Source organism: Paenibacillus tritici, assembly GCF_013204885.1.
Classification (GTDB): Bacteria; Bacillota; Bacilli; order Paenibacillales; family Paenibacillaceae; genus Paenibacillus_AQ; species Paenibacillus_AQ tritici.
The window spans coordinates 160,785-184,327 of the sequence record NZ_JABMKX010000011.1; the positions used below are offsets into that span (position 1 = coordinate 160,785).

General features: G+C 48.1%; 15 protein-coding genes. All 15 read right to left on the minus strand.

Translation table 11 applies throughout. The features are described from left to right. Positions 1–19: 19 nt before the first annotated feature. The 15 genes from HQN87_RS20645 to HQN87_RS20715 all read right to left on the minus strand — a co-directional run bounded on the left by HQN87_RS20645 (position 20) and on the right by HQN87_RS20715 (position 23,527). Positions 20–1,693 (minus strand): nickel ABC transporter substrate-binding protein, encoded by a 1,674-nt coding sequence (locus HQN87_RS20645; protein WP_254075584.1) that lies wholly within the window; start codon positions 1,691–1,693, stop codon positions 20–22. Then, positions 1,690–2,523, minus strand: a complete 834-nt coding sequence (locus tag HQN87_RS20650) for an ATP-binding cassette domain-containing protein (protein WP_173137182.1) — start codon at positions 2,521–2,523, stop codon at positions 1,690–1,692. Before HQN87_RS20650 ends, HQN87_RS20645 begins: the two co-directional genes overlap by 4 nt. 40 nt (positions 2,524–2,563) lie before the next feature. Further along, entirely contained in the window at positions 2,564–3,349 is a 786-nt protein-coding gene (locus HQN87_RS20655) for an ABC transporter ATP-binding protein (RefSeq protein WP_173137184.1), read from the minus strand. Between the two features lie 11 nt (positions 3,350–3,360). After that, positions 3,361–4,191, minus strand: a complete 831-nt coding sequence (gene nikC, locus HQN87_RS20660) for a nickel transporter permease (RefSeq protein ID WP_173137186.1) — start codon at positions 4,189–4,191, stop codon at positions 3,361–3,363. A 23-nt stretch (positions 4,192–4,214) separates the two neighbouring features. After that, the gene (gene nikB / locus HQN87_RS20665) at positions 4,215–5,129 is read right to left on the minus strand and encodes a nickel ABC transporter permease (protein ID WP_254075585.1); all 915 of its coding nucleotides are present in this window, start codon (positions 5,127–5,129) and stop codon (positions 4,215–4,217) included. Positions 5,130–5,318: 189 nt separating this feature from the next. Further along, positions 5,319–6,749 carry a hypothetical protein gene (locus HQN87_RS20670; protein WP_173137188.1) on the minus strand — a complete coding sequence of 477 codons (1,431 nt, stop codon included), beginning with the start codon at positions 6,747–6,749 and terminating at the stop codon, positions 5,319–5,321. A 98-nt stretch (positions 6,750–6,847) separates the two neighbouring features. Beyond that, complete coding sequence (locus HQN87_RS20675; protein ID WP_173137190.1) at positions 6,848–7,432, minus strand: GNAT family N-acetyltransferase; 585 nt, start codon at positions 7,430–7,432, stop codon at positions 6,848–6,850. Continuing rightward, positions 7,419–8,774 (minus strand): radical SAM protein, encoded by a 1,356-nt coding sequence (locus tag HQN87_RS20680; protein WP_173137193.1) that lies wholly within the window; start codon positions 8,772–8,774, stop codon positions 7,419–7,421. Before HQN87_RS20680 ends, HQN87_RS20675 begins: the two co-directional genes overlap by 14 nt. Then, entirely contained in the window at positions 8,775–9,029 is a 255-nt protein-coding gene (locus tag HQN87_RS20685; RefSeq protein WP_173137195.1) for a phosphopantetheine-binding protein, read from the minus strand. A 21-nt stretch (positions 9,030–9,050) separates the two neighbouring features. After that, positions 9,051–12,551 (minus strand): condensation domain-containing protein, encoded by a 3,501-nt coding sequence (locus HQN87_RS20690; RefSeq protein WP_173137197.1) that lies wholly within the window; start codon positions 12,549–12,551, stop codon positions 9,051–9,053. Next, the gene (locus tag HQN87_RS20695) at positions 12,544–18,345 is read right to left on the minus strand and encodes a non-ribosomal peptide synthetase (protein WP_173137199.1); all 5,802 of its coding nucleotides are present in this window, start codon (positions 18,343–18,345) and stop codon (positions 12,544–12,546) included. The genes HQN87_RS20690 and HQN87_RS20695 overlap by 8 nt, the downstream gene beginning before the upstream one ends. A gap of 20 nt (positions 18,346–18,365) precedes the next feature. After that, the gene (locus tag HQN87_RS20700; protein WP_173137201.1) at positions 18,366–19,520 is read right to left on the minus strand and encodes a U32 family peptidase; all 1,155 of its coding nucleotides are present in this window, start codon (positions 19,518–19,520) and stop codon (positions 18,366–18,368) included. Between the two features lie 37 nt (positions 19,521–19,557). Beyond that, positions 19,558–20,967 (minus strand): condensation domain-containing protein, encoded by a 1,410-nt coding sequence (locus HQN87_RS20705; protein ID WP_173137203.1) that lies wholly within the window; start codon positions 20,965–20,967, stop codon positions 19,558–19,560. Positions 20,968–20,980: 13 nt separating this feature from the next. Continuing rightward, complete coding sequence (locus HQN87_RS20710) at positions 20,981–22,510, minus strand: amino acid adenylation domain-containing protein (protein ID WP_173137205.1); 1,530 nt, start codon at positions 22,508–22,510, stop codon at positions 20,981–20,983. A gap of 18 nt (positions 22,511–22,528) precedes the next feature. Next, positions 22,529–23,527, minus strand: a complete 999-nt coding sequence (locus HQN87_RS20715) for a U32 family peptidase (protein ID WP_173137207.1) — start codon at positions 23,525–23,527, stop codon at positions 22,529–22,531. Positions 23,528–23,543 lie beyond the last annotated feature (16 nt).

Sequence of the window (23,543 nt, forward strand, 5' to 3'; positions counted from 1 at the left end):
ATTCACTCCTTCATCATCATTATTTAAGTATATCCAGCTGATTCCAGTAGATGGGGCTATACGTGGTATGCCCCGGCTTGAATCCGGTCACTCTTTGATTGACAGCCAATAGTTCATCGGGGAAATATATAGCAGCAAACATAGCCTCCTCATACATTCTGGAGAAGATTGAATCATATGCGTTCTGCCGCTCCTGCAGATCAGTGCTTCCCACTGCCGTGTCAATCTGTGCTTCCAGCTCAGCATCAGACCATACCACAGCAGGCGCTTCAGGCGTCTGATGGAACAGGGACAGGAGGAACGCATGCGGATTATAGGCGTCATCATAAGTCCGGTACAGGATGAGATCATAGGCTTTGCTTGTCCATAAGGCATCATAATAGGCATTCGGCTCAAGCACCTGAAGATTCACTGCAATGCCTATCTCTCTCAGTTCGGATTGGATCAGCTCACTGATGGATTTCCACTCGGGATATTCAGCTTGCTGAAGCACGAAATTAAGCTCAAGCGGTATTCCGCCCTTCTCGGCAATGCCATCTCCGTCTGAATCCTTATAACCGGCTGCTGCCAATAGCTCCTTCGCTTCCTGCTTATCGTAACCATACCACGTATGATTCGACTCTGTCACATAGGGAACCGTCAGCGGGAACAAGCCTTTGGCTTCTTGGCCAATACCGTTCATAAGATCGTTCACAATGCTTTTTTTGTTCATAGCTAGATTAATGGCTTTGCGTATATTCAGGTCTTGAAGGGCTGGCGTATGGTAGTTGAAGATCATGAAATGCGAGTTGGTTCCAGGTGCTATTTGCAGGCTTAGTGAAGAATCCGCTTCGATCACTGGCACGCTCTCTATTGGAATCTTACCCAATTGTCCCCCGGCGAGTTCAACATCCCCGCTTTGCAGCGCAAGTACTCTGGACTGTGGATCAGGGATCACCTTCATTATAATTTTGGACAGCTTCGGCATTTCTCCCCAATAGTTAGGGTTTCTGACGAGTACGGCCTCCTGATCGGTTGTATAGCTCTCTGCCATCCAAGCCCCGGTTCCAACTGCTTTGACGAATGTGCCATTAATATCACCTGCAGGCTCCACTGCGGAAGGGCTGATCATCCGGACGGGTCTGGCAAAGGATAGCTCGGTCAGGAATGGGTAATACGCTTTGTTAAAATTCATAGTAATGGTATGCTCGTCCACTACAACCAGCGATTCCATAGCTGTAGCCACATTCAACGAATTGGCCGGGTCCTTAATCCAGCGTTCGAAGGAGAACTTCACCGCATCGGCATTAAATTCCGTACCGTCTGAGAATTTGACGCCCTGGCGAAGATGGAAGGTATAACTTTTCCCATCCTCTGATATGTCCCAGGATTCAGCGAGCGACGGCAGGATTTCACCCTTTTCACCATACTCTACTAATCCGTCATAGATCATCGCATGAACATTCATCGAACCCTTATAGGCCCCGGCATCCAGCTGATCTATACCGGCATCTGCCGATATGGCCACAGTGAGGGTTTTGTCCCCAGTCTCAGCTATTGGTGCGGCTCCTCCACTGGCAGCAGGATTGGACCGGGCCGAAGAAGTGCTGCTGTAATTGCGGCTGCTGCAGCCTGATATCCCCATGGTTACTACAAGGAACATTAAGAATAACGATTTTGTAAACAGGCTGGTTGACTTTGGATGTGTTCTCATTCTCTGTACTCCTTCTCTCTACTTATCCTATGGCCCCTTAAGCGGGGATCTTGTACGGGTACTGCGGAGAGCAATCTTCTGGTATGAGGGTGGTCTGCGTGCTGCATGATGTGCTCACCGGTCTGCCTCTCCACAATGCCTCCTTGATACATCACGGCCACACTGTCGCAGAAACGGTTCACAACGGACAAGTCATGTGTAATGAAAATATAGGATAATCCCAGCTCACGCTTCAATTCCTGCAACAGATCCATCATTTGCTTACGCAGAGTGACATCTAGGCTCGAGAACGGTTCATCGCAGATAATCAGCTCCGGGCGAAGTGCGATCGCTCTGGCAATTCCAACCCTCTGCTGCTGGCCGCCGCTGAGCTCGTGCGGATAACGGTGAATGTGCTGCCGTTCAAGTCCTACCCGCTCAAGCGTATCTTCTACCATGACCCTGAGTGTCTGTGCCTTCCGCTCCCCGTAGTTGCGAAGAGGCTCTCCGATTATCTGCTCTACCGTAAACAATGGATTAAACGAGGCCAGACTGTTCTGAAATACCATCTGCATCCTATTACGGATCGTGCGCATCTTGCTGAAGCTCCAGTCTGTATAGTCCTCACTTCGGTACAGAACTCTTCCGGAAGACGGTTTCTCCAGTCCCAGCAGCAACCTGGCCAACGTGCTTTTCCCGCAGCCGCTTTCACCCACAAGGCCCAGGGTCTCCCCGCTCTCCAGACTGAAGGACAGATTGTTCACAGCCTGCACACCCCTTACACCCGGTGTGAACCACCTCCTTTCCATCCCATATCTTTTGTTCAGGCTTACTGCTTCCAGCAGCTTCATAGATCACCCACTCCTATAGAATATAGTGATATTACCGTTGTTATCTGCAATCCATTAAGTATTTAGTGTAGGGATGCACCGGACTTGAGAACATGTCAAAGACGTTGCCCGATTCCACAATCCTTCCGGATTTCATCACATACACATAATCTGCGAGCTCCGCAACAACGCCGAGATCATGCGTAATGAACAGGATACCGACGTCGTTTGCCCATCTGATCCTGTCCAGCTCCTTGAGAATCTGGGCTTGAATGGTTACATCGAGTGCCGTAGTCGGCTCATCGGCAATAAGCAGACCTGCACCAGAGACCAGTGCGATGGCGATCATCACCCGCTGACACATACCGCCGCTAATTTGAAAAGGATATTTACCCAGCAGCTGTTCAGGATTGGCGAGACCGGCCTGCTGCATCTGCTGTATAGCCAGTACTCTCGCTTCTTGTCTCGAAACCCGGCGGTGCAGAATAATCGTCTCTATAATTTGCCTGCCGATCGAGAGTACCGGATTCAGCGCGTTCATGGGATCTTGAAAGATCACCGCCATTTCCGTTCCCCGGAGCTTCCTTAACTGGCGGCTGGTGCACTCACGAAGATTGGTGCCTCCCAGCCAGATTTCTCCACTATCAATAGTTCCCGGAGGATCTAATAATCCTAAAATGGACATCGCCGTCACACTTTTCCCGCTGCCGCTCTCGCCCACCAGAGCAACAATCTGCCGGGAATTCACTTCGATACTTACATCTTCAACAGCCCTGACTTGCTCACTTCCTGTATGGAAGCTGGTGCATAGATGACTGACCTTCAGCAGTGGCGGTTCTGTTCTCATATTCTGGCCCCTCACTTCCCTTCAGAATTGAAATCATGTGCAGACCGGCGTAGGCCTTCTCCCAGCAGATTGAAGCCCAGAACCGCAACCATGATTACCATTCCCGGGTAGAGCATCAGCCGCGGCTCGGTTTGCATATAGGCCCGGCTGTCGTTCAGCATAATTCCCCATTCCGGCGTAGGCGGCTGAGCACCCAGACCCAAAAAGGACAAACCCGCAATGGACAGCATAATCGTACCCACCTCCATGGAAGCCAGCACCAGAATAGGCCGGGCTGCGTTCAGCAGAATATGCCTGAGAATAATATGTACATGGGAAGTGCCTGACGCCTTCGCAGCGGTAATATATCCTCTTTCCTTGATTTGAAGCACCATGCTGCGGATGACTCTGGCATACCCCGTCCACCAGACCGCTGTAAATGCGATTAACAGATTCTTCATACTGGGACCTAGCATGGCTGTAATGGCAAGGGACAGAATTAAGCTGGGAAAGGCAAGTAAGATGTCCGTAATCCGCATCATCAAATGATCAATCTTACCGCCTGCGTAACCAGCCAGTAGGCCGACAGGGATGCTAATCGCAAAAACAATGGCCAGCACGATGAACGAATAATACAGGGAGGTCCTTGTCCCATAGATTAAGCGGGATAGAACACAGCGCCCCAGATGATCCGTACCAAGCGGATATTGCCAGGAAGGCAGACTCAGCTTATGCTCCATGTGAATTTGCAGCGGATCGGAGGGTGACAGCCAAGGTGCAAAGAGCCCCGCAATGATGAACACAAGTACGATGCCCGCTCCCAGCTTGGCTCCGTTATTTTTAAATAGGCCAGTCCTAAACATGACAATTCGCTCCTTCAACAGCGTCACCGCAGCCTGATTCGCGGGTCCAGCAGCAGATGTAACCAGTCTACTGTCAAGTTAATCAGGACAACGACAACAGCCATCCATAATACGTACCCCTGAATGACAATATAGTCTTTGGCAAAAATAGCTTCGATGGCATACTTCCCGATTCCCGGCCAGGAAAAGATAGTTTCCACGATCACGGAACCGCCGAGTAACCCTGCGATGTTAACCCCAAGGAGTGTGAGACTTGGAAGCAGTGCATTGCGGAGTGCATGAATCGTTATAATTATCCATTCCTGTAGTCCCTTGGCTCTTGCTGCTTTGATGTAGGGCATCCTTAGAACGTCCAGCAGGCTTGAACGAATCAGACGGATATAGACCCCCGCCATTCCAAATCCAAGGGTAAGCGCTGGTAGAATAACACTGGACACCCCGTCCATTCCCATGACAGGAAATACCCTCAGCTTGACTGCACCATAATAAATCAGGAGCAGACTTAACCAGTAGCTTGGCATCGAGACACTAAGCAGTGCACAGACTCTCCCCATTCGGTCAAGCAATCTGCCCGGATATAGTGCAGACCCGATACCCATAGGTAAGGCAATAAGAACAGCGGCCAATACGGAACAGCCAGTTAGCAGCACTGTTGCCGGAGAGCGGTTCATCAGCTCTGTGAACACCGGGCGGCTGCTGCTGTAAGAGTGGCCCAGATCGAGATGAAGCACCCGGTATAACCAATGAAAATATTGCATATGTACAGGACCATCCAGACCCATTGCATGTCTGGTCGCCTCAATAGCTTCATAAGTAGGTTTAATACCGTCAGCACGCAGCATAATCTCTGCCGGATCACCAGGTGTTAAGCGCATCAGCGCAAAGGTAATACCAGAGATGCCTAGCAGCACGGGGAAAAGCTGTAACAAACGTTGCAACAAATAGCGTAGTATGGGCCTCATCTCCAAATGTTTTAATCGTAATAATTACGATTATAGCATAAATGTTTTAAATTGAAAGGGTAAAATTATTTATTTCAATTCAGCGAGAAATAGAAAACCCACCCCCAATTATAGAATCGGGGATGGGTTTTGATTTTACAAACTTATGGCTAACAACTGTTTCTATCATTCGTAGATACCTATCCAATTGATCTCGAATCTGTTCCAGGCCGTATTGGCTTTCAGAATCTTAAACCGTATCTGAGTTGTTCGAAATGGAGCATCCAGATGGATCTGAATCGTCTCCACTACATAGTTATTATATTGATAATTCGTACAGTGCCTTTCAGCAAGCAGGAGCCACTCCCCCGCCTGCAGTCCATAGATTTCGTAATCTGTCACACCAATAGATTGCCCAAATCTCGTTTTGATCAAAATCCGGCGAACGGATTGAGGCTGCTCCCATGCAAAACTAAGATCCAGTGGGAATTCGGGAGCAGATGGACTGTAATACGGGTATTCGATATCCGGGTTGCTGAGCTGTGCAGGAGAATACTGCAGGTATAAACTTATACTTGAGGCATTAATAGAGGAGTGCTCAGCCAAATTACCGGGCTCTATCCATTCTTCAGTCCGGATCTGTTCAATGAGCTTGTTCAGCACTACAGTCTCCATAGCTCTCAGTTCAGCGATCTTATCCTTCAGATCAGGCAAACGCAGAATGCTTGCAGTCACCACGCTCTTTAAGTAGAGATTACGAACTGACAGTGCAATCGCCGTTAACCGGGCGCATTGCTCTGTCAATTCAGGTAAAAAAGGCAGGTGTCCCTGCTTCCCCATGTATTTTGTTAACGCTTCAAGCACTTGTTTATGTTCATATATAACATGAAAGGGACGAACATCGAATGTTGATTTGCCCTGCTGCAGCAGGTCCAGATGATATAGTAGCTTATCGTAGACCGCCAATCCAAAGGAACCGTTAATTTTATAGTATTCTGAAGCAATTCGCTGAGCTTCACAGAAGTTATAGCTGTCCCGGTACTGAATCAGTTTGCGCTTAATGACCCTGGGATCAAACCAGTGAAGGCGCTCACGGTAAGCAATCAGCTCAATTCCGTTCAGCCAATCATCCTGAGGGGATAACTGTTCAAATGCCAGTTCAAAAGCAGCAAATTCCAATTCCTCTAAGGAGTATCTGCCATCCTTGAAATTATCGGCCACATACAGCTTTTTCTCCTCTAAATGATACCCGTATATGAACAAATCGTGACGCCCGGAATGATTCGAAAATCCGATGTGGCTATGATTAACGAGCATGTAGACATACTTGCCGTTATTCAGGCATTCCATAACAAATTCTGCTGCAGAGTTCCACTTTCTTGTAACCCATTGGCGGTCAAGACGCTCATAATGGACGAACGGACAAGACTTCCAGAATAGCGAGGTGTGAAAAGACAACCGCATATCGAGAGGATCGGCGGGCATCTCCAGGCTTAAGAATTGATCGAGTACCCAAGGGTAGGTGCAAGCATGATTCTGAATAACCGATAAAAGATTGGAGAAGTAAGGATAGCAGGTAATCATAGGCTTGGCGACAGGGAGTGTGACTATACTCATGCTCGGCCCCTCCACTTTCTCAAGAATTAGAAAACGATTCCAATTAATTAAAAAGAGCGGCAGCCCTGGAATACCTCCCGGATACCGCCGCCTTATTCCTAATGGCCGGCCGACGAGCTTGCGATGATAGGCTTCACAAATATAGACTCGAATTCCTCGGCCAACATATCCATGAGAACGGAATCATACTTTACTCCTCCGATAATGCGGGCCTGTCTTCTTCTGCCAATCTCTTTAAACCCAACCTTCTTATAGCATTGAATAGCTCTTTCATTAAAGGCGAACGCCCCCAGCATAATGTTATTCAAGTTCAGCAAATTGAACCCGTAATCCAATAGAAGTCTCAGTGCGTCAGAGCCAAATCCTTTTCCCCAAAATTCCTTGTTGCCGATAAAAATACCTAGCTTGGCATTCCGGTCGATTAGGTTGACGTCAAACAGCAGACAGCGTCCAATGGCAATGTCGCTCTGCAGGTCCACAATACTGAACATATGCGCTCCGGATTTGAGAGCATGCTCGATACCTTCACGCTCCTTGTCCAGAGACGTTGGAATATAAGCTTCATTTCCAAGCGGCACCGTCACCTCCAGATCATTGAACCAGCAGGTCCAGGATTCTGCATCGTCTGAAGCAACAGAGGTTAAGTAACACTTCTCTCCAATTAATTTCTTATAATACTTCATGTGCTTCTCTCCTTTTTGCACTGATATGCGGCTGCAGCGGCGAAGCCAATGCCGTCTCCAGATGTAGCGAGTAATGATCAAATAGCAGCCGAGCCATTGCCATTACCTCCGCAGCAGCTTCTTCACCATTGTCGAAATAATCCGCCAATTCCTCAATAATATCCTTCACAGCAGTCTTGCCGTTGCATGCTTTAATAAACGCCAGAAATACAGGGTCATTCCGCAATGTTTTAGTCTGAAGCTGCTGATCCCGTCGTACATACACAATCGTTTCATCCGCACTTTTTTTCCATAGATTCAATACATTGTAATCCAGGTGGGGAATGGAGGCAAGAAGTTCAAGATCATTATCTATAGGGAAAAAGCTGTATTCCCGATCCTTTTTCCACGCAGCGATTACATGATAGGACAAGCAGCCGCCATAACATAATCCGCTGCGCTTATGCTCACAATCCCTGCATTCATCGAGAATATCAATGTCTGCCAGTAGCCGGGTTCGGCGATTGAAGTAATCAGTGAGGTCTTGAATACCGGAAAAATCCTTGGTGTTCGCCTTCATAATGGAATAGAGGCTGTAGCATCTCCATGCTTCACCGCCTTGGGCAATATCCACCACTGCGCTGCAGTTAAATTTCAGACCGGGTTTAACCAGCATCAGATCGGCCAACTGCTCCTTAGTATATGCGCAGGGCGGCAACGATCCGCAGTCGGGATTGACCTCAAGTCCTAGCGCCCGGGCATCCATAATAAAGTCATAAACCACATCTGCCAACTCCCGGAAATCTTGTGAGGGATCAATCTGAAAAGCAGCAGAATCATGGATATTGGGAGCGGCGATACTGTACCTTATTCTCTTGATTCCGAAGGTGCGGGCCATCTCTAAGATATAAGAATAATCAAAAGGATACTTATAAATGGTAAAACCAATAAAGGCCGTTTCGGGGTTAACTGCTCTCAAAGCGGCATACAGTCTGTTCTTCTGCCTCTCTGTGTACATATCCGGATGCAGCACATTAAACAGATAGACAATGCGCTTCGACTTCTCGAAGGGCAGCCCGGCAATGTATTCACGAACCTTGTCAGACCACGTTCCATTCGTCAAAACATTAATATATTTTCCCCGGACCGAAAGAAGCTCCTCCAGCATCTCGGTGAATTTGGGGTGGGTTGTCGGTTCGCCTCCGCACAGATTGGTAACTAGATTATGATCAAATTTCAATATGCTGCGGAACTCATCCAACGACATATGCTGAAATTTAACCTCCTCATTGCTTTTGGTTTCTGTTGCAAAACAGAATGGACAGTTCAAATTGCAGGAATTGGTGATGATTACATTCCCCATCTATGCTACCCCCTCCAGCTTGTTTTCGATATATTCGATTAGTTTACCCGCCGTTCTGAACAGGTTATAATCGAGCTCTTCTTCACCAAATTCAAATCCGAATTCCGTTTCAAAGTCCACTACGATTCGGATGAAGTTGATCGAGTTGATACCAAGCAGCAGCAGATCGTCATCAAGCTCCAGGCTATCCCCTTCGTCGAGTTCCAGATTTCTTTTAAGAATCAACAATACCGTTTCATTTATCGTTTGCAGCATGCTGCACCTCCGGGAGGTATTTTAGTGTATTGCCTTCAGTAATTCATTGAAATCAAGGTGTTTGTGACGGATGATGGTTTGTAGAAGATGGGCCATTTGATTCAATAGCTCTTTCACAGATTTGTATGAATACTGGCTCTCGTTATAGCAGATCAACAGAGTTAGCGTACTCGCCGGGGTTACGTATATTCTCAGAGGAATATTGATTTGTGAAACGCGGCCCTCAATACTCATGCGAATGCCCTCATATTCCTTCTCCTCGAGTTCCATAGGAATATTCTGAAATACAAGTGTCCGTTCATAGATCGCCTGCTGGAGCAGATCCATCGCTACGTCAGACCACTTTGAGATTTGTTGGGTTGTAGCATACTCATAAGAACGCATCGTTAGCTGCCGGGTCTGAAACTGCTTCATCCATTCGGTACAGACTGCTGCCGGGGGGATAGTGATCCTTACCGGAACAACAGTAATGAATAGCCCTGCCATGCCTTCAATCCCTTCTAACCCTTCAGATCTGCCGGACGTTTCCACACCAATAATGACATCGTTGTTGCCCGTTGTATGGCTTATCAGTACTCCCCAGGCTGTTTGAACCAACGTATTTAACGTCAGGCCGTTTCTTCTTGAGAAAGCGCCGGCCTCCTCCATGAACGCTTCAGGCAGCACCAGCTCCTGCGTTACGATATTGAAATCAGACATTTCTTTTCTCTTCATACCATCAGTTAGCGGTCTTACTGGAGCGAACCCGGCAAATTCCTCCTGCCAGAATTGTCTTGCCGGCTCTTGATCCTGTTGTTGAAGCCATTCAATATAGCTATGGAAAGATTTGCTTTTGTCAAGACCAATTGCACTTTGATTCATGAGAGCCTTGTAAGCTATCAGCAGCTCATTAATGATTAAATGCATACTCCAGCCGTCAATGAGCGAGTGCTGAAAAGTCCAGATAAAATGGTGGTTGAGCCTATCGGTTCTAGCCAGACATCCCCGCATTAACGGTGCCTCTGTTACCTTAAAGCCTCTGCTCCGCTCTTCTGCAATATAGGCCTGTACAGCCAATTGCTGCTCTTCGGCAGTTAAGCAGGACCAGTCGAATTGTTTGATGTCGGGAGTTGCTTGCCCGTAGACAACCTGAAGCGGTTCAGGCACCCTACGCCAGATGAAAGCTGTTCTTAATATCGGATGCCGCTTGACCATCTCCTCCCATGCCCTGCAGAACATTGCTGCATCCATTTCGCCCGTTATCTTGAACACGAGTGCAAACACATCATTACCTTTTTTATAAGCCGCAATATTCTGGGCGAGAATTAAATTCTGCATCGGTGAAAGCGGATATACCGCTTCGGCCTCAGGATAACGCTCCTTAATTCCGTTAATCACCTCGCTGCTCAAGCGCTGATCCTGTTCTATAACGAAATTGAATTGTGTTTTCTGTTCCTTCATCTCTGAATACTGCCTGGTGCTATGGGCAGTCTGTTCTTCCAGAGCAGCAATGGTAGGATAGCTCATTACTTGCTGTACCCCTACCTTGAAGCCGGCTTTATGCAGTTTGGATGCCAAACGGATCGCTTTGATAGAGTCGATGGACAATTCATAGAAGTTATCATGAATTCCAATACACCGGATTCCGGTAAGCTCCGAGAGCACCTCAGCCGACAACTGCTGAAACTCGGTAACCGGCGGCTCAAACGGCGCGCTTAACGCCGACCGATGATAATCCGAACCTAGGGCTAGCCGGGGCTTCTCCTTAGCAGCAGGCAATGAATCACAATCATTCCCGGACCTGATCCGATTCTTGAGGAGAATGACTCTGGTGTTGTACGCCTCCCGCTCAAAAGAATAGACAGGCAATGAAATCCGGTTTCCTGGTTTATCCCTGTATAGAAGCTCCCAATTCACCTCCCGGCCTTGCAGCCAAAGGATAACTATTTCTTGAAGGAAGCTATCGCCGGGCCATATGTCTGCGTCTATATCTGAGGGATACAGCCGCCGAACATTAATCCGGGACCCGTCTGCTGTTCTCTCACACAGCAGTATGCACCGGTGTGTCCAATGCTTCCTTCCCTCCTGCAGGGTATAAGCCGCAGCATGCAGCGAAATATTCGGGTGTCCCTCCAGATAAGTCTCAAGCTGATCAACCATTCTTGAGAGTGTCTTCTCTGTTAATGCCGAGAGTGGCAGTATATACGGGCTATGTCCCGTCTCTGTACAATGGCTGTCAAAGGGGGCCTGCTCCAATACGATATGCACGTTAGTGCCCCCAATTCCCAGTGCATTTACTCCTGCCCGCAGCGGCAGCGGCCCGCGTTCCAGCTCGGTGCATTCATCCGTGACATAGAAGGGGCTGTTAACAAAATCAATGTGCTGATTCGGACATTCGAAATGAAGCGTAGGCGGAATCCGGCTGTGCTTCAAAATCAACACGGTTTTTATAAAGCCCGCTATGCCGGAGGCAGCGTCCAAATGTCCGATATTGCTCTTAACCGAACCGATTCCGCAGAACTGTCTTGCTTTTGAATCGAAGGCTTGTGCTAAAGCCTGGATTTCCGTCGGATCGCCAAGCACCGTACCTGTACCGTGAGCCTCCACATAACAAAGACTCTCCGGCATAACTCTAGCAACCTTTAATGCCTGCCTGACAGCAAGGGCTTGAGCCTCTACACTTGGAGCCGTATAGCCTACCTTTTTGCTACCGTCATTATTCATGGCACTGCCCTTGATTACCGCATGAATGTTGTCACCGTCTGTCAATGCATCCTTTAATCGCTTAAGCACAACTACTCCAGCACCACTGCCGCCGACGGTTCCTTGTGCCTCATCGTCAAAAGACCGGCAATGTCCGTCCGGAGCCATAATCATTCCCTCGTCGTAAGTGTAGCCTTGCTTAAGCGGGGCCGTGATGGACACGCCTCCGGCCAGCATCATCCGGCACTCACCCGTCAGGATTGCTCTGCATGCTTGATGGATAGCAGTCAGAGTAGTGGAACAAGCAGTGTTGACCACGTATGCTGGCCCCTTCAAATCCAGTTTGTAGGCCAAAAGAGTGGCCAAGAACTGAACATTGATATAAGGATAAAGCGAGTGATCAAAACGCTCATCCATATAAGCATGGGCCTCCCAATTGAAATTGGCGGAGGCTCCGACGCAAATTCCGATATTCCCGGCGTAGGAATGCGGATTATAGCCTGCATCCTCCAGCGCATGCCAAGCACATTCATGAAGAAATCGAATCTGCGGGTCCATTATGTCTGCCTCAAGCGGATTATAGCCGAAAAAATTGGAGTCGAAGTATTCCAGGCCGCTGACTACACCTCTTGCCGGAACATATCCAGGGCTGCTTAACGTTTCTTCGTCCCAGCCAGCTTGTCGCAGCTCCTCTTCGGTAAAAAAGGAGATCGACTCTTTTCCATTCACGAGATTATTCCAATATTCCTCCAGATCTGCGGCTCCCGGAAATCTTCCCGCCATGCCGATTACCGCGATCTCCAGTCCTGTATATGCATTGGATTGCGGGATATTAGGCATTGTGATCACCGGTCAAGTTATAAATGGTATCCTGCATTAATTCAATCCCTGCTTCGATGTCAGGGTCACACGCCTCCAGAGAGGAAGCTTTATTGCTTAAATACCTCGCCAGATGGCTAATTGTTGGATGAGCGAATAAATCCGCTACCGGGATATCCCGCCGGAACTCTTGCTCCAAACGGCTGTTCATTTTTAGGAGAAGCATAGAATTCCCGCCCAGCTCAAAAAATTGATCATCGGCTCCGACACTATCCAGCTGCAGAATCTCCATCCATATGGCCGCAATTTGCTCCTCTACCCCGGAGGCCGGCCGGATATATTTCGATTTCGGCTGGAGCAAATACCGATCAGGACGGGGCAGCCGTTCCTTATCCAGCTTGCCGTTGACCGTAAGCGGAATACTGTCAACCTGTAATACATAGGCAGGAACCATGTGGTCAGGCAGATGTTCAGCAGCGTAACGCCGAAGTTCAGCAGTATCGAGTTGCTGGGAAGACACTGCATAGGCAATTAATTGCTTGTCGCCATTGGCGTTGTTGAGGTCAATTACATCAACCACCGTCTCCTTAACTATAGGAAAGGAAGAGAGTACTCCTTCCACTTCGCCCGGTTCGATCCGGTATCCGCGGACTTTGAGCTGCTGATCTTCCCGCCCCAGATAGATCATTTCACCATCCGCCATCCTGGCTGTGTCACCTGTCTTATACATTTTTGTTCCGACTGCAAAAGGATTGTCTACAAACCTTTCGGCTGTAAGTTTTTGATTTCCAATATATCCTTTGGCTAACCCGTCTCCGGCAATGTACATTTCTCCGGACACTCCTTCCGGAACGGGCTGCAGGCACTTATCCAGCAGGTATACGCTAGTATTTCCAGCAGGCTGTCCTATCGGAACGGACGTCCCTGTCATTCTGGCAGGGTCAAATAAATAGTGCATGCAGCCAACCGTTGCTTCAGTTGGACCGTACTCATTGAAGATTTCCGCCCGGCCTCCATAAAGCCGCCATATTTCATCAGCCAATGCGGTTGAAAGGCTCTCTCCACCTACAATGAACCTCTTAATGGCAGAATGGCTGTGCTTCTTACCGTGTAACAGCTTTAAATGAGAAGGAGTCAGCTTCACGGCTCCCACTTTGTCGCAGCTCATTACATCGTCAAGCAGTTGTTCGTTCCTGCCGTTAAACACGATAATTGCATTGCCGTTGATCAACGGCACAAACAACGAGGTGACGGTCAAATCAAAGGACAGGGAAGTGAACAAGGCAAAATGTAGCTGCTCCCCCCTAACATATTGTCTGGAAGCCCAGCAAGCATAGTTAGTCAAGCCTCTATGACTGATTTCAACCCCTTTGGGTTGTCCGGTTGACCCGGAAGTGTAAATAATATAGGCAGTATCCTCTACACCAATAGCTAATCCTAGATCTGCACTGTCATAGCTCAGATACAGCTTATCTTCCTCAATAATGAGAATATCTTCTTCGGAAAAGGTTAGCATGAGATCTTCCTTATTCCGTATTGCTGCTTCTTGAGCCAGCAGCAATACAGCCCCGCTGTCTTGCGAAATGTATTGTTGTCTGGCGGCCGGATATTGCGGGTCGATCGGTACATAGGCCGCCCCCGCCTTCAGCACAGCCAGTATAGCAACCACAGCCCCAATAGAGCGCTCAGCAAGCAAGGCTACAACATGTCCGCCGGCTCCTTTCCGCTGAAGAAGCCGGGCCAGCCGGTTGGAGCGTTCATTCAGCTCCTTGTAAGTAATGCTGCTGTCACCGCAATGGACTGCAACAGCGTCAGGAGTACGCCCAACCTGGCCTTCTATCAGCTGGATGATACTGCTGTCCCGGGGATACACTTCAGCAGTGTGATTAAATTGAACAAGCATACGTTCCGTCTCTTCTCCGGACAACAGCTCAAGCTCCCCGACGGAACGGCTTGGACGTCTCAGCGCATCCGCAAGCAGGCGCTGGTAATAATCAGCGAATCTTTCCACTGTGGAAGCCTTGAATAAGGCTGTTGCGTATTCAAATTCAAAGCATAATGTCCCGTTCACCTCCGTACATTGCAAGGTCAAGTCAAACTTTGATGTATCCCTTTGATAGCTATTAGGGGTTATGTTCAGGTTAGGAAGCCGAAGCTCCGGTATATCCGTATTTTGAACCATAAACATAGTGTCAAATAAAGGATTACGGTTTAAAGTTCTGACGGCGCCCACATGCTCAATCAGCTCCTGATACGGATAATCCTGATGCTCATAAGCCTTCAAGGTTGTTTCTCTTACTTGGCGAAGAAGCTCTTTGAAAGTAACCGCAGACGATACTTCCCCTTTGAGCGCCAAGGTATTTACGAACATCCCGATTACATTAGCAAGATCATCGTGCTTGCGGCCTGCAATAGGACTCCCGACAACAATGTTCTTCTGGCCAGTAAGTCTGTTAAGCAACATAAAATAAACAGTCAGCAGAACCATGAATATAGAGACATTCTCTGCGATTGCCAGTTTTTTCACTGAAGCTGCAATATCAGCCGGAATGGTGAAGCTTAAGGTGCTGCCTGCGAACCGGTTGATCCCCGGTCTCGGATAATCTAGCGGCAGCTCCAGCACAGGGATTTCTCCCTGGAACAGATTTGTCCAATACGCTCTGTCCTTTTCAAGCTCCTGCTTGTTCAGCTCCAGCCAGTTCACATAATCCTTATAGCTTACTCTGATCTCAGGAAGGTCGCTGCCTGAATATAAAGCCATGAATTCTTCAATCAGAATTTGAAGAGATACTCCATCTGCAATGATATGGTGAAGGTTAACCACAAGCTGCACCCTGCTGCCGGTCTGCCGAATGAGCCCTGCTCTCAGCAGCGGGGCCTCGGCAAGGTCGAAGGGCTGTATGAAATCTGAGATGATGGCTTCCAGGTCTTCTTCATCGCTGCCGCAGGAGAGCAGCGGCAGGGAAAAAGGAACCTCTGCATGAATACACTGTCCGTACTCCCCTTCGATAAGGTGGAAGGAGGTCCGGAAGGCTTCATGTCGCTGGATTAACCGCCGGAACACATCTTCCATATGTTCCTTGTGAACATCTCCTTCCATCGTCAGTACAGCGCTTAAATTGTACACGGTGCTGTCAGGCTGCAGCTGATGCAGAAAGTACAATCTGGCCTGGGCTGAGGACAGCGGATAATGATTCTGTTCCCTTACTCTTTCAATGGGGGTATACTCCATCTTCAGGGCGCTTTTTACGCAGTCCGCCTGTTCCTGAATCGTGAGCTTTTCAAAAAGTTCGCTGATAGACAGCTTGGCCTGCATCTGCTTATAGACTTTTGCAGTCAGTGCCGTAAGCTTTAAGGAATGACCGCCCAGCTCGAAAAAATTGGAATCCCGGCTAATCTGCTGTATGGGGATTTCCAAAATATCCGCCCAAATGGCAGCCAATGCTTGCTCGACCTGTCCCTGAGGAGGAATATGCTTAGCAGCGATCCGTTCAGTCCGCAATAAGGCTGAGGTATCCACCTTGCCGTTAGGCGTCAGTGCTATTTCATCCAGCTCAATAAAATAGGCCGGTACCATATATTCCGGCAAGCAGCTGCGTAAATAGGCCCGGAGCTCCGAATCTGAAGTCGTAGTTCCGGGGCGCTGCAGCACATAGTACGCATGCAAAGCCTGTTCCGGGGCGTAACTTCCCCCCATCCCGCTTAGAACTACAGCTTGCTTAATTTCGGTATGCCGCAGTAGCGCCCTTTCAATTTCAGCCGGCTCGATCCGGTAGCCTCTGATCTTGACTTGATGATCAAGCCGGCCTGCCAGCTCAATGGTTCCGTCCGGCAGCCACCTTCCTATATCACCTGTTTTGTACAGATTGCCTCCGCCTGGTATATAGGACTGCTCGATGAACTTCTCGCGGGTCAAGTTCTCCTTACCGAGATAACCCCGGGAAGAGATGCCTGTGCCTATCATGCACAGCTCGCCGTACATGCCTATCGGCTGAAGATTTCCCCGCTTGTCCACAATCAGAATGGAGGTGTTATCAATGGGTCTGCCGATACGGACCGCCTCTTCCTCCTGTTGATTTCTGTGCACTGCGGACAATACGGAACATTCGGTCACACCATATTCAATTGCCAGCTCCACTCCGTTTCCGATGCCTTTAACTTTGCTGACAAGTGCAGGGGAAACTTTGTCACCGGCCAGTACAATTGTCTGTAGGGTGACCAAGTCCTCCTGCCTGATGTGCTCAAGCATTGACTCAAGCAGCATAGGTACACAAATGAAATGAGTTACACCGCCCGCAACAATGGCTTCCCGTATACGGTTCATGTCCCGGTTCCCGTCCCCGCCCAGAATAATCACGCTGGCCCCGGAAATCAGAGGCGTAAAGAAGCTGGCGACAAATCCGTCAAAGGCACAAGAGAACAATTGCAAAGTAACGTCCTGAGGACCCAGATGGTAAGCCTTCTTGCGAAAAAGAAGCGTGTTGACCACATTTCTATGCTCGATCAGGGTTCCCTTTGGATTCCCCGTAGTTCCCGATGTATAGATGACATAAGCCAAATCTGCAGGTCCAGGCGCCACCATCCCTCTGCCGTGCTCCTCTATGCGTAGGTCCTTAATCACATGCGGAATTTCATTAAGGGGCAGATATTCAACCTGGGGCAAGCTCTCCATTCCTAGTAAATACCCGGCCGCTTCATCGCCCAGAACCAGCCCGACCCCGCTGTCTTCTATCATGTACAGAATTCGTTCCTTCGGATACCCCGGATCAATAGGCAAGTAGGCGGCGCCGGCCTTTCCGATTGCGAGCAAGGAGACAGCCAGCCAGCGGGATGGTGAGACCATGACCCCCACAATACTGTTCTGATTCACTCCCTTCTTAAGCAGCAGGAATGCCAGCTGGTCAGCTTGCCTGTCCAGTTCCGCATAGGTCAATTCCTCATAGCAGGAATCTGATTGCTCTGTCCCCTGTATGCGGACCGCTGTATGATCCGGAGTTTTCCGTGCCTGCTGCTCAAACAGACCCGTTATAGTCGCAGTTTCAGGGACCGGTACAGTCTCGCCTTGAAAAGTATAAAGGAGCTTTTCTTTTTCCCCGGCATCCATAACGGTTGCATCACCAATGGACATCTCAGTGTTCATCAGTACCTGACTCAGAACAGACTTGTAGGCGATGAGCATTCTGCTAATCTGGGCGGCGTCCACTTCTTCGGGGTTGTAGTTGACATTGTATTCAAGCCTGTTTCCAGTCTTCCGAACAGTTATTCTTAACGAGCATCTATTGAACTCATCCGAGTTCGGCAGATGTATGGCTTCATAGCTGAATCCATATTGGAACACGTGTTCATTGCTGTAAAGTTTCAGCTCCTCCAGAAGCTTGCTCACAGGATAGAACTGATTTGCATAACCGTCGATTACCGTCTGCTTTACCTGCATCAGTATACTTCTGAAGGTTGCTTCCGGCCGGAGATTGTCATGCAGCAGCACCGCCTTGTTATAATTTTGGCCGCTGTCTTTTAGAGTGGGCGACACGATTAGAATATCTTCGCTTCCCATATAGCGTACAAGCAGCGCTTTAAAAGCAGCCAGCAATAAGACATAGAGCGACAAGTCGTTACCTTTGCTCATTTTGTTCAATTTTTCACATACTTCTTCGTCCAACTGCACGATCTCATTGTGATCTCGGGAGAATGCTTCTCCAGTACGAAGGCCTGACAGCACAAACTCAGCTTCAGGGCAGCATCCATCCAGCTTCGTATGCCAATATTGTCTGGCCTCATCAAACACTTCAATGGAAGCTAATCGGTTAATAGTCATCTTCTTACTCTCCTTTTGCCCTAGAGATCAAAGTCAACCTCTACGGTACGTTTCATCTCCTCTTCCTCTGAACTGCAGGACTCTATCAATCCATTGAATTTGTCGTATTCGTGGTAGAAGGTCTGTGCCATTTGAACGACTTCGGTTGCCTTATCGTAGTCGATAATCTTTTTAGAGTAGTTGGTACAGTAGCTGCACGATTCACAGCTCTTCTGGCAGAAATGATCCTTCTCATAAAAAGGCTTGATAAATCCCTCTAATTTTTTATTGTCCAGTAAAATTTTGAAATGGTTGATTGAATGGAACATGTTGATAATATCCATCAAATCTCCATCATAGCTTCGGTCAAAATAGCATTTCAAAGTTCTTACGGGGTCACCCTTCATAACCAAGTGCCGGCCCTGCAGCTTGAAATAATGAATACCGACAGAAGTGTAATAAGGAATGTCTTCGGGCCGCACCCAGGAGATTTTCAACAAATTCCCAATGTCTCTATACCTCTGAAGTACACACCGGTGTTCATAATAGTTCACACTAATTTCGCTGGCCGATCCGGTAGAATCTCCGCCTATCTGATTATAATGAAACATACGATACACGCAGTCCTTCAGACAAATCGGATTGATTATGACTTCCACCTTATCCCCGAAGGTCTTCACGATCTCCCGCAAGCTGCCGAAGTTGCGGTTAATGGATTCGTCCACAACAATTCTGTCGACACCCATATCCCGGTAAAAGCTTGCTTTATTCGCATTCGTAATTTGACATAGTGTAGAAGACTTGACTGCAAAATCATATCCGGACGACTTTATAATTTCTACCAGCGAAGGTAAAGCTGCGGTAATGGAGCGAACCCCTGCCTGATACAAATCAGCAAGGAAGCTCCGGATCTCCTGTACTCCTTCTCTTGTGAACTCTTTATTATTTAAATAAATGGCATTAATCGTATAATTAAAGTCTATATTTTTGGCATTGGAATATTCGATGTATCTCCGTAAATCCAGCAGGTCGATCCGGGGCAGCTGGCTAACGGCTCTGCCTGAGGCCAGTTCATTATTAACCGTAATATTTCCGTAAGTCTCCAGTACCTTTGCATGAGCATATTCCTCATTCATTTGCGCGTACCGGTCAATGGTTTCCATTTTGAAATCAGAGGGAACGCTATAGTATTCCATGGGCTCACTTCTCCTTTGGTGGAAGACATGACTCAACCTAAATATCGAACTCAACAAGCAAATTTAATCGCTCGCTGTTTAGAACAGTTAACATGCTTTCTTTTTCTCCGGCTTCCATAAGCTCAATCTGCCTTACCTTCAACTCATTTTCGTTGGACGCGGACAAAATATGCTGCAGCACCCTATTCAAATGCAAGCCCATATCTTCTATTTCCGTTCCCGTGTACCTGCTGCTGTTATAGCTGAGGGTAAGCTCGATTCCGTGAAGCACAGAGATATTAAACACCAGATCATATTCAGCCTGGATGAGCATGGAATAGGAATTTACCCTGAGCGCATCATTGCCACAAATAGCTGCAAGATCCACCGGATAATTTTCCAGGACCACCATCGAATGAAACAGGTCATTTCCGCTTCCGCAGTACGTCTTGAGATCAGCCAGAGAGACATACTCGAACCCTTCTCTATCCTGCAGCATGTGCATGACTTGATCCAGCAGAGCAAGCAGCCTTTCTTCAGGTGTAATGTTCATCCGTAACGGCAAGGTATTAATGAACAATCCAACCATGTTCTCTACCTGCTTCAAATCCGGCTTCCTGCCCGACACGGTGGTGCCGAATACAATATCCTGCTCAGCATTGTATTTATACAGCAGAATCCCCCAGGCCGTATACATCAAGACTGCAAGTGTGATTTGATACTTCTTAAGGAAGATTTCTATCTCTGCCAGGTCAAAAGTTGAAGCTGGAACAAGGAAATTATTAATTGTTTTTTCCGCTTCTGTCTTTGGTTTTGGGTTCTGTTCCGCAGGACTTCTGTATTTTCGGAACCCTTGTAAGTATGTCTGCCAGTAGTCATGCTCTGCCTGCACATTTCTTCTGTTCAAGCTGCTTACGAAGGCTTTGTACTTGTTTTTGCAGGGTAAATCGGGCGTTCTGCCATGGTAGAGCTCATTATATATCCCGAAAAATTCCTTCAGCAAAACACCTGTGCTCCATCCGTCATAGAGAATATGATGATTGTTGAGAATCACGAGATACCGCTGCTCATTGGTCTTGCACACTACAATTCGAAAGGGAACATCCGTCAGCTCCACCCTTCTGCTGCGATCCGCGAGTATCAGCCTCTCTACTTCACATGAGGGGGCTTCACCGTCCTGCGCGAGATCAACAAACTCAATCACCGGGGAAGCATCCTTCAAAATAATCTGTACAGGATTCTCGATCAGCTCCCAACGGAACGTCGTACGCAGCATTTCATTTAATGCGACTACCTTATGCCAGGCCTGTTCAAACAAGGAGATATGCAGGTCCCCCGTTACCTCCAGGCTCATCTGCTCAAAGTATATATTGCTTGCAGGCTGCTTCAGATAATGAATCAGCATCCCCTTCTGCATCGGGGTCAGCGGCAAAATATCTTCAACATTGTCTCTGCGAAGCTTGTTCATAGCTACTCTCCCATTATGCAGTTGTGTATTGCGCCAGCTCCGCCAAGATAGCCCGGTCCAATTTGCCATTGGCGGTCAATGGCATCCTGTCTAGCTGAAACAGCTTGCTCGGCAGCATATAATCCGGCAAGAACGGCTTCAGCTCCGCTTTTAACCCAGCCAGCGACAATTCTTCTCCGGAAACAATGCAAGCGACAATATCAGCCGCTATGTCAGAGACTGGTCTGAATATTACTGCACATTCGGCACCTGGATGACTTTGGCGGATAACAGCCTCAATCTCCCCAAGCTCGATCCGTTGTCCGTTGATTTTCACCTGATGATCCAGCCGCCCCATATATTCAATATTGCCATCCGGCAGTTTGCGCCCCAAGTCCCCGGTTCTGTACATCCGGCTTGTGGGTCCTTGGACAAAAACCTCCGATGTGAGTTCAGGCCGATTGATATATCCTCTCGCCAAGTTGTCGCCTGTAATGCAGATTTCTCCCGGCTCGCCGTCCGGCTGCAGGTGTCCTTGCTTGACAATCAGAATGTCAGTGCGGGTAATCGGCTTGCCAATCGGTACTTTCTGAATAGGGCCTTCTTCCGGACAATCATAATAGGTCACATCAATCGTGGCCTCTGTCGGACCATATAAATTAATCAGCCTTGTGCGGCTGCGCTGATTCAAAAGCTCGTTGAATAGTTGAACACTGGACGGAGGCAGTGCCTCCCCGCTGGCAAATACAAATCTAAGAGCCGCCAATCTGTCAAGTTCCCCGGCACCGGCCACGTATTTCAGGAATACGTTCAGCATGGAGGGTACGAAGTGAATGACAGTAATATTGTACCTGCTGACCGCCTCAATAATAGTCTGCGGAAACTTCTCATAGCCCGGCTCCAGCAGGCAAACTTTTGCTCCGGAAATTCCCCACCACAGAAGTTCCCAGACGGACACATCAAATCCGAAGGGAGTCTTATGGAGTATCGTGTCATTCTCATCTATGGGATAAGCGGCCTGCATCCAGTTCAGGCGGTTGGTCAGAGAACCATGCTCAATCATCACCCCTTTGGGAGTTCCGGTTGAACCCGAGGTATAAATGACATAGGCCAGGTCTGAGGAATGGTATTCCTGAGTTGCCGTGTCCTCTGTGTAAAGATATAGCTCTGGATCATCCAGATTAAGCTGCTCACCGCCAAATAAATGCGGATTGATATATGGCTTCCGGGCCAGCAGCAGGATAGCTCCGCTCTCTTCAAGCATAAAACGGATTCTGGCCTCGGGAAGGGTGGGGGGGATCGGGAGGTAGGCTCCTCCAGTCTTCAGAATGCCATATATTCCAATGAGCATTTCAAAAGAACGGTCACACAAAATGCCCACTATAGTATTGCTTCCTGCCCCTTTGCTTCTTAACCGGGCAGCCAGACCATCAGATTTCTCATCAAGCTGTCTGTACGTCAGTGATTCATCCCCCAACTGAACAGCCTGCCGTTCCGGCGTCCTTGCCGCTTGCCTGCGAAACAATTCTTGAACAGTCAACGCTTCTTCAGGACGTTCAATCATTGTCCCCTCCCTCCTTTCCTATGGATAGTAGCAGACATCCGGACAACGCTTGGCGATAAAGCTCTCCTTGATGGTTTGACTGAAATCAGGATCATTTACGGAGTGCCCGGACATTTCAATGATTTGTTTAAGATTAGCAATGTCATTGGCCAAGTATTTAACCGAATACCCCCGGCCAACCACCTTCAGATGAGTAATACCAATCTGCCGCAGTTCCTTGACCTTGCATACACCGCAACCGTCCTTGCCAAAGCTGTCTTTAATCATTTGCTGCTCATTGCAATGTTCTGCCGGATGCTCGGGAGGGAGATTTTTAACTCTGTTTTTCAGATTATAAAAGCGATCCACCTTGGCAAACCGCTGCTGGCTGTAATTAAACCGCGCTATCCGGCTCGGGATATTGCAGCTAGAGACAAATTCATCACTGTGCACACTGTTACAAAAAGATCCTGAATAAAGACAAAAAGCATTCATGATAAACGCTTCATACTCCATCCCTTGCATGGAACTGCTGGTAATGCAGCTCATCATATTGTCCACCGTCGTTTTTCTCGGAAAAATAAAACGGCTGACATCAAATTGGTTAAAGAACTTCATGCTGACGTTGTTGATTACTTCAAGTTCGCTGCTGATATGGATGTCGCATTTGACTTCCTTTTCCCGCAAGTACAGAACAAGCGCAGGATCTCCGATAATAAATGTAGTGAAGCCCATATCCATCAGGCGTTCAATAATATCGAGAATCAGCGGATAATGCTCCTTCAAATAATAATGGGAGTTAAACGTAATTTTCACAGGAACCTGGTAGTGCTGAACCATCTTTCCAATAATTCGCATAGAACTGTACGTACCAATGTTATAGGACACGATCAGCGTTTCTCTGCGGTTCAGCGGCAGGACATTACTGTACCTCTTCAACCATTCATAGGGCACTATGCCGCAGAAAAATTCATCCGCGCCTGCCTGAACCAATGCTTCATAGCTATCGGCATTCGATAACGGGGCTACAATCTTCAAGCTTGCTCCCTCCTTC

Bases quoted from the DNA above. Each gene is read 5' to 3' on its own strand.
- HQN87_RS20695 (WP_173137199.1), bottom strand. From the start codon at position 18,345: ATGACTATTAACCGATTAGCTTCCATTGAAGTGTTTGATGAGGCCAGA.
- HQN87_RS20645 (WP_254075584.1), bottom strand. From the start codon at position 1,693: ATGAGAACACATCCAAAGTCAACCAGCCTGTTTACAAAATCGTTATTC.
- HQN87_RS20655 (WP_173137184.1), bottom strand. From the start codon at position 3,349: ATGAGAACAGAACCGCCACTGCTGAAGGTCAGTCATCTATGCACCAGC.
- HQN87_RS20650 (WP_173137182.1), bottom strand. From the start codon at position 2,523: ATGAAGCTGCTGGAAGCAGTAAGCCTGAACAAAAGATATGGGATGGAA.
- HQN87_RS20705 (WP_173137203.1), bottom strand. From the start codon at position 20,967: ATGAACAAGCTTCGCAGAGACAATGTTGAAGATATTTTGCCGCTGACC.
- nikC (WP_173137186.1), bottom strand. From the start codon at position 4,191: ATGTTTAGGACTGGCCTATTTAAAAATAACGGAGCCAAGCTGGGAGCG.
- HQN87_RS20690 (WP_173137197.1), bottom strand. From the start codon at position 12,551: ATGCCTAATATCCCGCAATCCAATGCATATACAGGACTGGAGATCGCG.
- HQN87_RS20700 (WP_173137201.1), bottom strand. From the start codon at position 19,520: ATGGAATACTATAGCGTTCCCTCTGATTTCAAAATGGAAACCATTGAC.
- HQN87_RS20670 (WP_173137188.1), bottom strand. From the start codon at position 6,749: ATGAGTATAGTCACACTCCCTGTCGCCAAGCCTATGATTACCTGCTAT.
- HQN87_RS20675 (WP_173137190.1), bottom strand. From the start codon at position 7,432: ATGAAGTATTATAAGAAATTAATTGGAGAGAAGTGTTACTTAACCTCT.
- HQN87_RS20680 (WP_173137193.1), bottom strand. From the start codon at position 8,774: ATGGGGAATGTAATCATCACCAATTCCTGCAATTTGAACTGTCCATTC.
- HQN87_RS20685 (WP_173137195.1), bottom strand. From the start codon at position 9,029: ATGCTGCAAACGATAAATGAAACGGTATTGTTGATTCTTAAAAGAAAT.
- HQN87_RS20710 (WP_173137205.1), bottom strand. From the start codon at position 22,510: ATGATTGAACGTCCTGAAGAAGCGTTGACTGTTCAAGAATTGTTTCGC.